The organism is Wenzhouxiangella indolica (genome assembly GCF_042310355.1).
Taxonomy (GTDB): domain Bacteria; phylum Pseudomonadota; class Gammaproteobacteria; order Xanthomonadales; family Wenzhouxiangellaceae; genus Wenzhouxiangella.
Genome location: NZ_JBHJMR010000005.1, coordinates 112246 through 127735, shown reverse-complemented (window position 1 = coordinate 127735; position 15490 = coordinate 112246). Strand labels below are relative to the sequence as shown.

The following is a 15490-nucleotide window of genomic DNA, read 5'->3' as shown; positions in this document are numbered from 1 at the left end:
ATGACAACCCTTGATATCGGACCTCTCGCACTTCCGCTCAGTCGAGCTTTGCTGGTGGCAGCTGGCATCGTGGCCCTGCTGGTCGGAGCGATCGCGGGCAGAAAAAAGGAAGTGTCCGTAACGGACTCCGTGTTCTACGTGTTCTTCGCGGGCATTCTTTCGGCACGCGCCGCGTTTGTGTTCAGCTATTGGGAACAGTACCGGAGCGACCTCGTTGGCATCATCGATATCCGTGACGGCGGATTCGATCTGACCTTCGGCCTCATCGGTGCACTGCTTGTGCTGGCTTGGCAGCTCTGGCGCCAGCCGACCATTCGACGCGCTCTGAGCGGTGCGGCGGCCGCGGGGTTCCTGACCTGGGGCGCGGGGGCACTGGTCACCGGAGTGATCCAGCCCCCGGCTCCAAGCGTTCCGGATAGCACACTGACCGCGCTGGACACTCGCGTGACCACGCTACCGCAGCTTGCCGACGGCAAACCGATGGTCGTCAACCTCTGGGCGAGCTGGTGCCCGCCCTGCGTTCGCGAAATGCCGGTGCTGGAGAAGGCCCAGCAAGAAAACCCCGACATCACCTTTGTCTTCGTCAACCAGGGCGAACAATCCGAAACCATTCAGAACTTCCTCGCCAGGCAGGGCCTGTCGCTGGAAAACGTGGTAACCGATACCGGCGCCAGCATCGGGCGCAGCACCGGCAACCGGGCCTTGCCGACCACGCTCTTCTACAACCGCCAGGGCAGGCAAGTAAACGCCCACCTGGGCGAACTGTCCGCCGCTTCCCTGATTCACAACCTCGAACGATTCAACTAAGCTGGAGAAAACCGCATGAAAACCGTCAATTTACTGACCATAACCCTGCTGACGAGCACGATCCTCGCAGGAGTCAGCTTCAGCGCCACCGCGACAGCGCAGGCCTACCCACCGGCCGTGCAGAGCCTGGTCGATCGTGGCGTCACCATCAAAGGCACATTCGACGCCCCGGGTCGCCTTACCGGCTACGTCGGCGACATGCAGGGACAGGCCGTCGCCTTCTACCTGACGCCCGACCGTGAGCATGTCGTGGTCGGGTCCATGCTCGACGCTGAAGGGCAGAACCTCACCGAACCTAAGATCCAGGAGTTGGTGCTGGGGCCGCAGAACGAGCAAGCCTGGAGCCAGCTCGAAGATGCCGACTGGGTCGTCGATGGCGACCCCGAAGCCCCGGTCGTCGTTTACACCTTCACCGATCCGAACTGCCCCTACTGTCACCGCTTCCGGCAGGCGGCAAAGCCCTGGATCGAGGCCGGACGGGTTCAGCTGCGTCATATCCTGGTGGGTATTCTGAGGGAGGACAGCCTGCCGAAGTCAGCAACGATCATGGGCGCAACAAGCCCGAGTGAGGCATTGAGCGAGAACCAGGAGCGCTATCCAGATGGCGGCATCGACGTCGTTCCCGGGCTCGTCTCCGACAACACCTCCCGAGTACAGGCCAACAACCAGCTGATGACCAGCCTGGGTCTGGGTGCGACACCCAGCACCTACTACCTCGACGACAGCGGCAACGTGCAGACGAAGCAGGGCGCACCCCGACCGGATGAACTCGAAGCAATCATGGGAAGCGAAAAGCCCGATTGACCCGGGCTATATGGAGCGACGCAACCCCACGATCATGAACGAGCCCGGCTACGACTTGGCCGGGCCCTTTCTCGCCGAACACGACATAGAAGTCCTTGCCTCCCTGCCGCCGCCGCAGGAAGCCCTGGAAGGTGATTACAAGCGACGACTGGCCGCCGAGTTCGGCGACTACATGACCCTGCTCAAGAACGCCTACCAACGCGAAAACCTGAACGGCATGATGTGCCGCAGCCTGCTCAGCGTCGACTACCGCGGCTACCTCTACGACTGCGACTTCAACCAGATGCTCGGGCTACCGCTCGAGGGCAAATCGCAAGCCACCCACCTCGACGACTTGCTCCAGCACGGCGAACTGCCGCGCCGCATCGGCATCGCCGACCACTGCTACGGCTGCACCGCCGGCCAGAGCTCAAGCTGCGGCGGCGCCCTGGAAATTTCGGCTACGACTTGAGCTGACTCCCACCTGGCCTCAATCGAGTCGGTATGGACGCCGCAGCTGCAGCGCCTAGTGGGCCATTCGAATTTGTTTGGTACTTGGTGCTTGATATTTGAAAATTCGGACACCTGATTTCCCAAAAAAAACGGGCGCCAGTGGCGCCCGCTCTCATTTCTTACGTCATCCCCGCTCAATCTCGAGGATGCTTGGGCCCACCACCTTCGTAGGCGCCCGGCTCGTCCTCGCGAACCATGTCGTCGGCGGATACCTGGTCCAGGGCAGCCTTCTTCTTGAGGAAGGGCGTGGCCACGAGGAAGCCGAGGGTCACGACACCGCAGAAAATGACGACCTGACGGAAACGCTCCGGGAACTCGCTGACGTTGTCGCCGCTGAACTCGCCGGCGAGCAAGCCTGCCAACAGGTTGCCCAGGGCTGCGCCGAAGAACCACATGCCCATCATCTGGCTGTAGTACTTCCGCGGCGAAAGCTTGGAAGTGGCAGACAGGCCGATCGGGCTGAGGCAAAGCTCACCGGTGGTATGGAACAGGTAGGTGAGCAGCAGCCAGGTCGGCAACACCTGGTCGCCTTCCTGGATCAGGGTGGCGGCGAACCACATGAAACCGAAGCCAATGCCGAGCTGTGCAAACCCGAGTGCGAACTTCATCGGGATCGACGGATCGAGGTTGCGGCGCCCCAGGGTGATCCACAGCGCCGAGAAGAACGGGGCGAAGATCAGGATATAGAGGGGGTTGAGCGACTGGTACCACTCGGCCGGAACCAGGAAGCCGAGAATATCCCGGCTCGTGTATCGCTCTGCAAACAGGTTAAGCGAAGATCCCGCCTGCTCGAAGCCCGACCAGAACAGCGCCGCCCCGATAAACAGGGCGACCAGGACAACGACGCGGTTCTTTTCCAGCTTGGACAGTGTTCCATCCAGCAGAACGCGGCCGAAGAACATCGCTGCCACGATGACGATCACGTAGGCGCTGTACTGGGACAGCATGATCGCATCGATCGAGATGAATCCTTCAAGGCCGAGCACGGCCAGCACGAACAGCAATCCGGCGCCCGCATAGACGGCCCATTTCATCGCATTGGTCTGGCCTGCCTTCTCCGGCGGCGCCGGGTGGGGTTCCTTGCCGAATTCGCCCAGGTGCTTCTGGGTAATCCGGTAGACGATCAGGCCGGCAATCATGCCGATCGCTGCCGCGGCAAAACCCCAGTGCCAACCCATATTGATTCGCAGATAGCCACATATCAGCGGCCCCAGAAACGCGCCCAGGTTGATCCCCATGTAGTAGATGACATATCCCGCGTCTCGACGAGAACCGCCCTCGGGATAGAGTTCCCCCACGCAGCTGGAGATATTGGGCTTGAGCAGACCGGTTCCGACGACGATCAGGATCAAACCGACGAAGAACCCGTAATACTCGCCGACCAGGCCGAAGCCCGGGAGCGAAAGCACGATATGCCCGGCGGCAATAATGATGCCGCCGTACCAAATGGCGTTCTGCTGGCCGAAAATGCGGTCGGCGAGCCAGCCGCCCGGCAGCGCGGCCAGGTAGACGCCCGCGGTATACAGGCCATAGATGGCCGATGCGGTCGGGTCATCCAGGCCCAGGCCGCCCTCGGCGACTGTGGCAACCATGAACAGCACCAGCAGTGCGCGCATGCCGTAGTAGCTGAAGCGCTCCCACAGCTCGGTAAAGAACAGCGTGCCGAGACCGGCCGGATGGCCGAAGAAGCGACGCTGACCCGGAATCGCCGGGCTCCCCTCGTTATTCTGGGACATCAATCGAACCCTCGTTGAATTGGTTTTTAGTGGACCCGGGGAGTTGACCAGAAATCCCGGGGGGAATCAAGGCAGCGCCCGGCCGAGCCGGGCGCAGTCCGCATGCTACATGTTGCGCCGGTACTCCCCGCCGACTTCGTAGAGCGCGTGCGAGATCTGGCCCAGCGAACAGGTCTTGACCGCTTCCATCAGCGCGTCGAAGGTGTTGCCGCGCTCGCGCGCGGTGGCCTGCAGGCGCTCCAGCGTTTCGCGCGAGCGCGATTCGTTGCGCCGATTGAAGGCCTGGACGTTGCGCACCTGCTGCTGCTTTTCTTCCGCGGTCGAACGGGCCAGTTCGATCTCGCCGCCGGCCTGCTCACCGCCCTCGGGCGGCTTGAAGGTATTGACGCCGACCAGCGGCAGCGAGCCGTCGTGCTTCTTGTGCTCGTAGTAGAGCGATTCGTCCTGGATCTTGCCGCGCTGGTACATGGTGTCCATCGCGCCGAGCACGCCGCCGCGTTCGGAGATGCGCTCGAACTCGGTGTAGACGGCGTTCTCGACCAGGTCGGTGAGCTGCTCGATGATGTAGCTGCCCTGGAACGGGTTCTCGTTGTAGTTCAGCCCCAGTTCCTTGTTGATGATCATCTGGATGGCCACCGCCCGGCGCACGGACTCCTCGGTGGGCGTGGTGATCGCCTCGTCGTAGGCGTTGGTGTGCAGGCTGTTGCAGTTGTCGAAGATGGCGTAGAGCGCCTGCAGCGTGGTCCGGATGTCGTTGAACTGGATTTCCTGGGCGTGCAGCGAACGACCCGAGGTCTGGATGTGGTACTTGAGCATCTGCGAGCGCTTGTTGGCGCCGTAGCGCTCGCGCATGGCGCGCGCCCAGATGCGGCGTGCGACCCGGCCGATGACCGAGTATTCCGGGTCCATGCCGTTGGAGAAGAAGAAGCTCAGGTTGGGCGCGAACTTGTTGATGTCCATGCCCCGCGCGAGGTAGTACTCGACGATCGTGAAACCGTTGGAAAGCGTGAACGCCAGCTGGCTGATCGGGTTCGCGCCGGCCTCGGCGATGTGATAGCCCGAGATCGACACCGAGTAGAAGTTGCGAACCCCCTTGTCGATGAAGTACTGCTGGATGTCACCCATCATGTGCAGGGCGAACTCGGTCGAGAAGATGCAGGTGTTCTGGGCCTGGTCCTCCTTGAGGATGTCGGCCTGAACCGTGCCCCTGACGACCTTGAGCGTGTCGGCCTTGATTTTCGCGTAGGTGTCGGCGTCGACCAGCTGGTCACCCGTGACACCCAGCATGCCCAGCCCCAGGCCGTCGTTGCTCTCGGGCAGTTCGCCGGTGTACTGGGGCGCATCGTCCCCGAGCAGCTCGGCCTTCTTTTTCTCGGCCGCATCCCACTGCCCGTTCTGCTTGAGGTGCTTTTCGACCTGCTGGTCGATCGCCGTGTTCATGAACATCGCCATGATCATCGGCGCCGGCCCGTTGATCGTCATCGACACCGAGGTGGTCGGATCGGACAGGTCGAAGCCCGAATACAGCTTCTTCATGTCGTCGAGCGTGGCGATCGACACGCCCGAGTTGCCCACCTTGCCGTAGATGTCGGGCCGCTCGGCCGGATCCTCGCCGTAGAGCGTGACGGAGTCGAACGCCGTCGAAAGACGCTTGGCCGGCTGGCCCTCGGAGACATAGTGGAACCGGCGATTGGTCCGCTCCGGCGTACCCTCGCCGGCGAACATGCGAATCGGGTCTTCATTCGTTCGCCGGTACGGATAGACGCCGCCGGTGTAGGGATAGTGCCCGGGCAGGTGCTCCTTCATCAGGAACACCAGCTGCTCGCCCCAGTCACGCGTTTGCGGCGGCGCGATCTTGGGCACCTCGAGCTTCGACAGGGTCTCGCGGTAGTTTGAACCGGTGATGGTCTTGCCGCGCACCTCGTAGCTGTATTCCTCGGCCTCGACGGAAGCCTTCAGGTCGGGCCATGCCCTGAGCAGGTCGCGGGCTTCTTCGGGGAGGGCCTTGAGGGCTTCCGTGTAGCGTTGAAGAAGATGGTCGGCCATGCGGGCATCTTCGGAATCGCTGTCTTTCGGTTGCCGGTTTCCGGTTTCCGGTTTCCGGTCGGCGTTCGGTAGCTCCAGGGGGGCCGGAAGCACATCGACTTCGAGTTCGCGCAGCACCTCGTAATAATGCTGGGCGCGGCGGGCCTCTTCGGCCCATTCGAGGATCCGCTCGTTGAGTGCCCTTCCCTGCTCGGCAATCTCTGCCAGGTAACGCACCCGCTTGCCCGGAATCAAGACAGAAGGCCTCGGCTCCTTCTCTCCCAACTCCACGTCCGGATCGAAGTCACACCGATCGGTACCCCACCCGACCCCTGATCCCTGGTCCTTGGCCCCTGGTCCCTGGTCCCTAGTCCCTAGTCCCTGGTCCCTAGTCCCTAGACCCTCGTCCCTGGCCCCTGACCCCTGGTCCCTCAACAACCGACACAAATTCGCAAACATCCACGTCACACCCGGATCGTTGAACTGGCTGGCGATGGTCGGGTACACCGGCACATCCTCGTTGGCCAGGTCAAAGGCCAGGCGATTGCGCTTCCACTGCTTGCGCACGTCGCGAAGCGCATCCTGCGAGCCCTGGCGGTCGAACTTGTTGAGCACCACCAGTTCGGCGAAATCGAGCATGTCGATCTTCTCGAGCTGGCTGGCGGCGCCGAAATCCGAGGTCATGACGTACATCGGGAAATCGACCAGGTCGACCACCTCCGAGTCCGACTGGCCGATACCGGCCGTCTCCAGGATCACCAGGTCGAAGCCGGAGGTCTTGAGCAGCGCCAGCGAATCACCCACCACTTCGGAGGTGGCCAGATGCTGCCGCCGGGTTGCCATCGAGCGCATGAAGACCCGTTCGGATCGCAGCGAATTCATGCGGATGCGATCCCCCAGCAAGGCCCCGCCGGTGCGCCGCCGCGTCGGATCCACGGCCAGCACGGCAATGCGCATGTCCGGGAAGTACTGCAGAAATCGATTGAGCAATTCGTCGGTCACCGAGGACTTGCCGGCCCCGCCGGTACCGGTCAGGCCGATGATCGGGACTCGGGACTCGGGACTCGGGACTCGCGTCTGTTGGCGCAGTTGCGCCAGTTCGTGCTCCGAGATGGTTCCGTTCTCGATCGCCGACAGTTTCCGGGCAACAACTTTGGCGTCGATCGCACCCGTCGAGTCCCGAGTCCCGAGTCCCGAGTCCCGATCACCACCTTCCGGCGAAGCCGCTCCCGCCTGCCGCTCTCCCCTGGCCTGCCGAGCCCGCCCCACCAAATCCCCAATCATCTCCTTCAACCCCATCTTCATCCCGTCCTCGGGGTGATAGATGCGGGTCACGCCGTATTCCTGCAGCTCGCGGATCTCGGCCGGCGTAATGGTGCCACCACCGCCGCCGAAGACCTTGATGTGGCTGGCGCCAAGCTCGGCGAGCATATCGACCATGTACTTGAAGTACTCCACGTGCCCGCCCTGGTAGGAACTGACCGCGATCGCGTCGGCATCCTCGCAGATGGCTGCACGGACGATATCGGCCACCGAACGGTTGTGCCCCAGGTGAACGACCTCGCAGCCCTCGGCCTGGATCAGGCGCCGCATCAGGTTGATGGCCGCGTCGTGGCCGTCGAACAGGCTGGCGGCCGTGACCACGCGCAGCGGCATGTCCGAGTCGGTGTTCGGGGTTTTCGAAAGGGATTCGGCAGTCTGGCTCATGGCATGCTTTCAGGCTTGAACGGGAACCGCCCATTGTAGCCTGCGAGGTTGCCGGGAGCCAAAGCCGCGCCGGCCGCGTGCCTCGGGGTGGCGGGGTCGGATCCTCTACGACCAAATTCCTTTTGCGAAAGACTCCGCTTATGGGCAATAATTACGCGCTATGGCTACCGCAACCTCCATTTCGACTCCGACGCGCCTGGAAATGCCCTCGCCGCGGGACATGGCGCAGCACGCGGAAAATGCGGCCGGGTTTCTCAAGCTGATGGCCAACCCCCATCGCCTGATGGTGCTGTGCCATCTGCTCGACACCGAGATGTCCGTCAGCGAACTCAACGGCCACCTGCCGCTGAGCCAGTCCGCGCTGTCGCAACACCTGGCCGTATTGCGCAATGCCGGCCTGGTCCAGACCCGGCGCGAACAGCAGGCGATCTACTACTCGCTGGCGAGCACCGAAGTGCGCGCGCTCATGGCGACCCTCTATGAAGAATTCTGCCGGCCAGCCTGACGGCGTCGCAGCACGCGCAGCAGCGTCCAGCTGACCGATACCGCCGCCGCGCCCCAGGCGGCGTAGCGCAGCCATTCGGCCAGCGACCTGTCGGCAATCAGCGGCGCCCCGCCCCAGAGTCTGAGCGCAACCGAGGCAGTCAACAGCGCAAACGTGATCACCAGGGCGATGTAGTAAGGCTGCCGGCGCCGGATCCAAAGCGCACCGAAGGCGAACAGGTGGACGGCAAAGACCACCAGCAGCAGCCACGCCAGGCCGTCGCTCATGCCGCGCCCGCCCCTTTCGAGTCCACGCCACCCCGCCTGCCGGCCAGGGCGATCGACAGGGCGATGAACAGCGGCGCCAGGCGCTCGATCGCGTTGCCGGGCGCCTGAGGAAAGAAGCTGATCGCGACCGTCAGCGAAAAACCGGTCAGCATGGCGGCCAGCCGGTAGCCGGGGCGGACGCCGCCGGCAAACAGCATGACCACCAGCAGGGGGCCGAAGGCGTTGCCCAGGGCCTGCCAGGCGAACAGCACCCGATCGAAGATGGAAGCCGGGAACCACAGCGCCAGCCCCACGGCCGCCAGGCCCAGCAACACGATGACCACCCGGTCGGCGGCAAGCGACACGCTGCCGCGACGCAGGTCGTGGCTGACCGCCGAACCGGCCACCAGCAGCTGGCTGTCGGAGGTGGACATGATCGCCGCCAGCACCCCGCCGGTGACCAGGCCGCCCAGCACCGCCGGGAGCAGATCCACGGCCAGCTCGAGAAGAACGGACTCGCCGTCGGCCAGTTCCGGCATCAGAACGCGACCGCTCCAACCCAGGACCACCATTCCGACGTAGATCACCGCGGCCCAGCCCAGCGCGATATTGCGGGCAAAACGGATCTCGCCCTTCGAGCGAAGCGCCATGAATCGATTGACCACGTGGGGCTGTCCCGGGTAACCCAGCCCGATCCCGAAGAGACCGGCGACGAAAACCATCGACAGCAGCAGTCCCGGCTGGTCGACCAGGCGCATGAGCGAAGGGTCTTCCAGCGCCATCAGGCCCGAATGCAGGCCAGCGGGACCGCCCACGGCAACCAGCGCGACAGCCGGCAGCACCAGGGCGACGAACAGCATCATCAGGCCCTGCAGGGCGTCGGTCACGCTGGCGGCCCAGAAGCCGCCCAGGAACACGTAGGCAATCACGATCGCCGCGCCGGCAGCGATCGCGACCACGGTGTCGACCGGAAGCGCCGTGCTGATGGCCGCCCCGGCCGCCTGGAACTGCGAGGCGACGTAGAAGGTGAAGCAGAACAGGACGATGGCAGCGCCAAACGCCCGGATGCGCCGCTCATAGACCGCATCGGCGCCCCGGCCGAGGAACTCGACCAGGGTCAGCGAGCCATTGTCGTGGCTGGCCGGCTGCAACCTCGGGGCAATGAACACCCAGTTGATGAAGAACCCCGACCAGATCGCCGGCACCAGCCAGATCGCCTGGAGGCCCCATGCATAGGCCGCGCCGCTGACACCCAGCAGGGTCCACGCCGACGACGAACTCGCCGACGCGCTGAGCGAGGCCACGATCGGCCCCATGCGGCGCCCGGCCAGGTGAAAGTCGGCGGTGTCGCCGACCCGGCGCTGCGCCCAGACCCCGATGGTCAGCAGCAATACGAGATAGACGACGAGTGTGGCGGCAACCATGCGGCGCAATCCTGGTGGGCGGCGCCGCTCAATGTATCAGAAGGCGCGCCTTACAACTTGTAGGTAAAGCGAACGTAGAGATCGCGGTCCTGCTGCCGATCCGTCGCGAAAGCGCGCCGCTCGATTTCCTCGCGGATGCGGAACCGAACGTCGACGCGAAGCTGATCGTTGAAGTGATGCTGGTAGCGCACTTCGTAGAGATCGTCGTTGTTGCGGAAATCGTTGGAGATCAGCCAGCCGGATTCGACGTGCCCATAAACGACCCCCAGATTGTGTCCAGGACGGATATCGAAGAAGTTGGCGCTGACCTGGAAGCCGTCGCCACCGACGTCACCATTCGGAGAATCGAGCAACATCGTACGCTCGCGCGGGGTCTCGAAAGCGTGACCGTACTCGCCGGCAAGCACGAATCGCGTGCCCGCCGCGCCGACGGGCCACTCGGCCGCGGCCTTGGCAGTCATTGTCAGGTAGTCCTCGCGACGGGGGTCGGATACGCCCATCGGCGCGAGGGCATCTGGCATCCAGTTGAGCGTGAGCATGCGCATCGAAACCGGCCCCCAGCGCTCGGTCGAGCGAAGGCCGAGAAACGCGCCCAGGCGGCTGCTGTCGTCGCTGAAACTGATCGGATTGCGAACGGTGTTGCCCGTACCCCGCCGATGATGGGCCTGGGCGATCACATGACTCTCCCAGCCGCCGCCGAGCTGACGGGTCCAGTGCAGGCCGTCGGTCCAACCGATGCCCACGTTGGATGAGTCGTTCCGATCGAGACTCTTGTCGGGAACGACCGGAAGCTTGAAGCCGGTCTGGAATCGGCCGATACGCAGCTGGTTGCGCCCGGCATCGTCAGCCCACTGCAAGAAGAACTCGTCGAGGTGGACCTCGCCCGGTCGCGTGCCGGTGCCCGTGGCGCGATAGCGGTCAAACTCGAGCGAAACGTCGTTGCCGTCGCTCGTCAGCCAGGTCGCCACCCGCCCGCGGAAAGACCAATTGTCGGACAGATCGCGCTGGGCGAACAGTCGGAAGCGGCCGCGGGCGCTTTCCGAACGCTCCTCACCGGAGCCGTCGCGGAAGTCACGCTCGCTGGCGTAGAACCCGGCGCGCAGGTCGCCGCCGAACTCCCACTCGCGATCCTGCGCCGATGCGGGGAACACCAGCATGCTGATCATGGCGGCCATCAGCCACCCGAAGGCGCCCGCAGCGCCTGTCCTGCATTCGATTCGTGTCATTGGCCTTTCGCCTGCCTTGGATTTCAAGGTCGCCTAGTTTGTGGCGGAATTATGACAGAACGATTAAAAATTCACGCTAATGAAGCCCGACTGTCACATTTCTGGCGCGACCGGTGTCAATGACCCGACGCGTCGAGTTCGGTCAGCTTGCGTTCGACTTCGGTCAATTCCGCCTCGGCAACGCGCGCGATCTCCATGAGGGTTTCCTGGTTCTCGAGCTGCTGGGCCTGGTCTTCGAGGTCGCGCTCGAGGCCACCGCCAACATCACGGCGAATCGCCTCGAGCCGCTCGCGCAGCTCGTCGCGGCGTTCGATCAATTGCTTGCGGTCCATGACCATTCTCCCGACCGAAAATGTAGGGATAGTCTAGGACGGATTCAGCGGAGTGGAATTGACGCCGATCAAGCGCTCAGTCGTCGGGGTCGCCGGCGTCGGCTTCGCGCGCGCCACGGGCGGGCAATTCCCCGGCGCCAACCAGGCGTTCGATGCGTGAGAACACTTCGAAGCGGCCGAAAGGCTTCTTCATGAAGCCGTCGGCCCCGATCTTCTTGAGGTAGAACTCCTCGACGGCCTGCGGGTTGCCGCTGATCATGATCACCGGCACCGACTCGGTGGCGCGTTCGCGGCGCAGCTTGCGCAGCGCCGTGAAACCGCTCATGCCCGGCAACACGATGTCGAGAAAGATCAGGTCCGGGGGATCCTCGATCGCCATTTTCAGGGCGGTTTCGCCATCCTCGGCGCTGCTCGTCTCGTATCCGTTCTGACCCAGCATGTGGCTGAGTGCTGCAACGATCGTGCGCGAGTCATCGACAATCAGCACCCGCAGTCCCCGGCGGGCGTGCAGGCGACGACGCTGACGGCGATCGTCGGGCTGGCTCATCCCCAGCAGCCGTCGAAATCTGTTCAACTGGCTCATCCACGTACCCTCTAGTCTCGCTTGGCGGTGGTCAGCAAGGTTTTTGCGAACCTGCGCCCATTATTCCCCATGCGCAACGAACAGTCCAAGCGCGCTCAATCCTGGGCCTCGCGCTCGAAAGCCTCCGACAGCAGCCGGATGTCGACGCTCTCGTGACCGTCGGGCAGAACCTCGGCCACCCGCACCGGCGCATCCCCCGTCTCCGGGCGCTGCCGGGACAGGTCCTGGGTAGCGCCCAGCCGGTAGCCGCCCGCATGCGGCTCGAGCAAACGCACCAGGGGCAACAGACCCCGCCCTTCCCGGGCGTGCAGCACCAGGCCGAGCTCGCCGCTGGTCAGGCGCACCAGGGTGCCGGGCGTCACCCAGCCCAGGTACTGGGTGAAAGCCTCGACCATGGGACCGTCGAATTGCCGATTGCGCTGCTTCCAGAGGATCCCCAGCGCGTCGTGGTGAGAACGCGCCGGGTCGTACACCCGCTCCGAGGTAATGGCATCGTAGGCGTCGACAATACCGACCAGCCGCGCCAGCAGCGGAATTTCGCCGCGCGAGAGCCCGTGCGGATAGCCCTGACCATCGGGACGTTCGTGGTGGTGCAAAACGGCCTTCATGACCGGCTGTGGCAGCCCGCCCTCCTCGCTCAGAAGCTCGTAGCCGATGTTGGTGTGCGTCTTGATGGCCTCGTATTCTTCCGGGGTCAACCGGCCCGGCTTGTTGAGAATCGCCGGGTCGATGCGCATCTTGCCCAGGTCGTGCAGGAGCCCGGCCAGCCCGGCATGCTCGATCTTGCGCTGATCCCATTCCAGCGCATGGGCCAGGCCGATGGAAAGGATCGAGGCGTTGATGCAATGCCGGGCGGTGTAGTCGTCGCGCTCCTTGATGCGCGTCAGCCAGACCAGCGCCGCCGCGTGGTGTTCGAGCACGCTCGCCAGCTCCGACACCACGGATTGGGCCGAATCCACGTCGATTCGCTCGCCCAGCCGGAACTGCTCGGCCAGATCGTGAATCCGGCTGTCCAGGGAACCGTAAATCTCGAGCGCGCGTTCAAGCGTCTGGGCGTTGACCTCTCCGCCCAGGGTCAGCCGGCTTACCGGCCCGGTGCCGCCGGACTGCGGCGGAACCGGTTTTCTGTCCTTCGGCAGCCACTTGTTGGAACTGCGCTTCTGGCAGATGACGACCCAGGCGCATTGTTCCTGGAACCAGCGCTTTCTGCGGTGGCTGTCGACGAGCACCCCCTGCAGGGGAAAGCGGGTTTCGGACCAGGGGATATCCAGGCGCGTGACGAAGTGCCCGATCTGCAGATCGGACGGATCGATGCGACTCTCGAATGTCGACCCGCTTTCGTAGTCGGGCATGTAAATCCCCTTTTGCTCTCTGCTCCGCCCCGCCGGACCCCTGATAATAGACGCTCGCCGGCGCGGGTGTCCAGAAACAACCGGCCGGGTGTACCTACTCGAGCACCGAGACCAGCATGGCCTTGACGTTCAGGCCCGGAAGCCCGTCGGGGAGCACTTCCTCGATGTGCAGCTCCGGGTTGCCATCGGCGTCACGCAGTTCGGCCATATCCACCCGCTTGCCCGGGCGATACCCGGCTCCGCCGTGGATCAGCACGCGCACGATCGGGTAGAAACCCTGGGCGATATTGGTCTCCTCGACCACGGCAAGCTCGCCGTCGGACAAGCGCACGAGGGTACCCGGCGCCACCCAGCCGAGGAAATGAATGAAGGTCTCGACCATTCTGCGTTCGAACTTGTGCGAGCGACCGCGCCAGAGCACGCCCAGCGCATCGTGATGCGAACGTGCAGGTCGGTAGCTGCGCTGCGAGGTCACGGCATCGTAGACGTCGACGACCGACACCAGGCGGGAAATTTCGTTGATCTCACTCGCCCGCTTGCCGTGCGGATAGCCCTTCCCGTCGCTGCGCTCGTGGTGCTCGAGTGCAGCCAGGGCAACGACTTCCTCCACGTCCTCGCGATTGGACAGCAGCTCGTAGCCGCGCTGCGTGTGCGTCTTGACGTGCCGGTATTCGGCTTCGGTCAGCAAATCGGGCTTGTTGAGGATGGCGGTGTCGATATCGACATTGCCGACGTCGTGCAACAAGGCCGCCATGCCCGCGCGCTCGACCTGGTCGGGCGGCCACTCCAGGGCGTGCGCCAGGCCCAGCGCCAGAATGGCGGAGTTGATGGAGTGCTGCGCGGTGTAATCGTCGCGCTCCTTGATTCGCGTCAGCCAGATCATCGCCGCCAGGTTCTGCTGCAGGTAGCCCGCCAGTTCGGCCACGACACGCTCGGCGGTCTTGACCTCCAGCGTCCCCTTGTTGGCGAAACCGCGAATCAGCTGGCGCGCCTGGGTGTCGAGCAGGTTGTAGGCGCGCAGCGCGACGCCGACGCTGTCCTTGTCGATCCGGCTGCCACGTAGGGCGTTGATCGGATGACGAAGGTCGGTCGACGGCCTGACCGGCGGATCCTCGCCCTCCTGCCGTTCCTTCCGGGCCCGTTTCATCGCCGGCGGCGGCGTATCGCTGCGCTCGAAATCGATGACCACCCACTCGCAGTGATCCTCGAACCATTTCCGGGTGGCGTCCGAATCGATCAGCACGCCCTGCAGCGGAAACGGGGTATCGATCCAGGGGATGTCCAGGCGCACGACGAAGTTGCCCACTTCCAGGTCGGAAGGGTGGACGATCATCTCGCGCGTCCAGAACGAGTCGGGTTGTCCCTTTTCCTGTGTCATCTCGGTGAAGACGGATGCCTGCAGGGCATTATGCCAGCAACTCGCCGAGACGCCTGTCACACAATTGAACTTCCGCGGCAATCCGTCGGCTGTCATGCATTTGAAACATTACTGTTACAATTCGCAGCCTTCGACCGATCGCCCGGCAGCCCGGGCCCCGAACCGCCATGAATCCAACAGGTTACATCTCGCGCGTCTTCGGCCAGTCGCCGGTGCGCCCGCTCCAGCAGCACTTCGAGAAGGCGGCCGGCTGTGCGGGCACGCTACCCGACTTCGTGCGTGCGGCTCAGTCCGGAGACTGGGACAAGGCCGCCGAGATCCGAAAAACCATCGTCAATCTCGAACACGAGGCCGACGACCTCAAGCGGGAACTGCGCCTGAACCTGCCGCGCAGCCTGTTCATGCCCGTGGCCCGCACCGACGTTCTCGAGATGCTGTCGGTCCAGGACCGCATCGCCAACAAGGCGCGCGATATTTCCGGCCTGATGCTCGGACGCAGGATGGTCATCCCAGACGCGCTCCAGGAACTCTACCTGAGCTTCGTCGATCGCTGCCTCGATGCCGTCGGCCAGGCACACAAGACGGTCAACGAGCTCGATGAACTGTTCGAGACCGGCTTTCGCGGCAGCGAGATCGAGCTGGTCATGGGCATGATCGAGCAACTCGACCAGATCGAGAACGAAAGCGACAGCCTGCAGGTTCAGTTCCGGGCGAGGCTTTTCGAGATCGAAAAGGACCTGCCGCCGATCGACGTCATGTTTCTCTACAAGATCATCGACTGGACCGGCGACCTGGGTGATCTGGCCCAGCGAGTCGGCAGCCGGCTTCACCTGATGATCGCGCGCTGATCGCCAACCCGAGGGTTTAGAGGGTC

The 15490-nt window shown here is 63.8% G+C and carries 14 protein-coding genes; 5 read left to right on the top strand and 9 right to left on the bottom strand.

From position 1 onward, the window contains the following. From ACDC67_RS08075 to ACDC67_RS08065, 3 genes are read left to right on the top strand one after another with little or no spacing between them, the layout of a single operon-like run. Nucleotides 1–807, top strand: a complete 807-nt coding sequence (locus tag ACDC67_RS08075) for a prolipoprotein diacylglyceryl transferase family protein (RefSeq protein ID WP_376692133.1) — start codon at nucleotides 1–3, stop codon at nucleotides 805–807. A gap of 15 nt (nucleotides 808–822) precedes the next feature. Then, the gene (dsbG, locus tag ACDC67_RS08070; RefSeq protein WP_376692132.1) at nucleotides 823–1611 is read left to right on the top strand and encodes a thiol:disulfide interchange protein DsbG; all 789 of its coding nucleotides are present in this window, start codon (nucleotides 823–825) and stop codon (nucleotides 1609–1611) included. Nucleotides 1612–1621: 10 nt separating this feature from the next. After that, nucleotides 1622–2062, top strand: a complete 441-nt coding sequence (locus ACDC67_RS08065) for a DUF3641 domain-containing protein (RefSeq protein WP_376692131.1) — start codon at nucleotides 1622–1624, stop codon at nucleotides 2060–2062. Nucleotides 2063–2237: 175 nt separating this feature from the next. Here ACDC67_RS08065 and ACDC67_RS08060 read toward each other — a convergent pair whose 3' ends face one another. Next, nucleotides 2238–3839 (bottom strand): peptide MFS transporter, encoded by a 1602-nt coding sequence (locus ACDC67_RS08060; RefSeq protein WP_376692129.1) that lies wholly within the window; start codon nucleotides 3837–3839, stop codon nucleotides 2238–2240. A 105-nt stretch (nucleotides 3840–3944) separates the two neighbouring features. Further along, the gene (locus ACDC67_RS08055) at nucleotides 3945–7571 is read right to left on the bottom strand and encodes a methylmalonyl-CoA mutase family protein (protein WP_376692127.1); all 3627 of its coding nucleotides are present in this window, start codon (nucleotides 7569–7571) and stop codon (nucleotides 3945–3947) included. A gap of 160 nt (nucleotides 7572–7731) precedes the next feature. Between ACDC67_RS08055 and ACDC67_RS08050 the strand changes: the two genes are divergently transcribed. Continuing rightward, nucleotides 7732–8076, top strand: a complete 345-nt coding sequence (locus ACDC67_RS08050; RefSeq protein WP_376692126.1) for an ArsR/SmtB family transcription factor — start codon at nucleotides 7732–7734, stop codon at nucleotides 8074–8076. Here the strand turns inward: ACDC67_RS08050 and ACDC67_RS08045 are convergent. The 7 genes from ACDC67_RS08045 to ACDC67_RS08015 all read right to left on the bottom strand — a co-directional run bounded on the left by ACDC67_RS08045 (nucleotide 8049) and on the right by ACDC67_RS08015 (nucleotide 14616). Continuing rightward, on the bottom strand, nucleotides 8049–8342 hold the full coding sequence (locus ACDC67_RS08045; RefSeq protein WP_376692124.1) for a hypothetical protein: 294 nt from the start codon (nucleotides 8340–8342) through the stop codon (nucleotides 8049–8051). The genes ACDC67_RS08050 and ACDC67_RS08045 overlap by 28 nt on opposite strands. After that, a complete protein-coding gene (locus tag ACDC67_RS08040; RefSeq protein ID WP_376692122.1) occupies nucleotides 8339–9745 on the bottom strand; it encodes a sodium/proline symporter in 1407 nt (468 codons plus the stop codon). The genes ACDC67_RS08045 and ACDC67_RS08040 overlap by 4 nt, the downstream gene beginning before the upstream one ends. A 50-nt stretch (nucleotides 9746–9795) precedes the next feature. After that, entirely contained in the window at nucleotides 9796–10971 is a 1176-nt protein-coding gene (locus ACDC67_RS08035; RefSeq protein ID WP_376692121.1) for a hypothetical protein, read from the bottom strand. Nucleotides 10972–11087: 116 nt separating this feature from the next. Continuing rightward, entirely contained in the window at nucleotides 11088–11303 is a 216-nt protein-coding gene (locus ACDC67_RS08030) for a hypothetical protein (protein ID WP_376692120.1), read from the bottom strand. Nucleotides 11304–11379: 76 nt separating this feature from the next. Further along, the gene (locus tag ACDC67_RS08025; protein ID WP_376692119.1) at nucleotides 11380–11886 is read right to left on the bottom strand and encodes a response regulator; all 507 of its coding nucleotides are present in this window, start codon (nucleotides 11884–11886) and stop codon (nucleotides 11380–11382) included. Between the two features lie 95 nt (nucleotides 11887–11981). Further along, complete coding sequence (locus ACDC67_RS08020; RefSeq protein ID WP_376692117.1) at nucleotides 11982–13238, bottom strand: HD-GYP domain-containing protein; 1257 nt, start codon at nucleotides 13236–13238, stop codon at nucleotides 11982–11984. Nucleotides 13239–13332: 94 nt separating this feature from the next. After that, on the bottom strand, nucleotides 13333–14616 hold the full coding sequence (locus ACDC67_RS08015) for an HD-GYP domain-containing protein (protein ID WP_376692115.1): 1284 nt from the start codon (nucleotides 14614–14616) through the stop codon (nucleotides 13333–13335). Nucleotides 14617–14783: 167 nt separating this feature from the next. Between ACDC67_RS08015 and ACDC67_RS08010 the strand changes: the two genes are divergently transcribed. Beyond that, complete coding sequence (locus ACDC67_RS08010; RefSeq protein ID WP_376692113.1) at nucleotides 14784–15464, top strand: TIGR00153 family protein; 681 nt, start codon at nucleotides 14784–14786, stop codon at nucleotides 15462–15464. Nucleotides 15465–15490 lie beyond the last annotated feature (26 nt).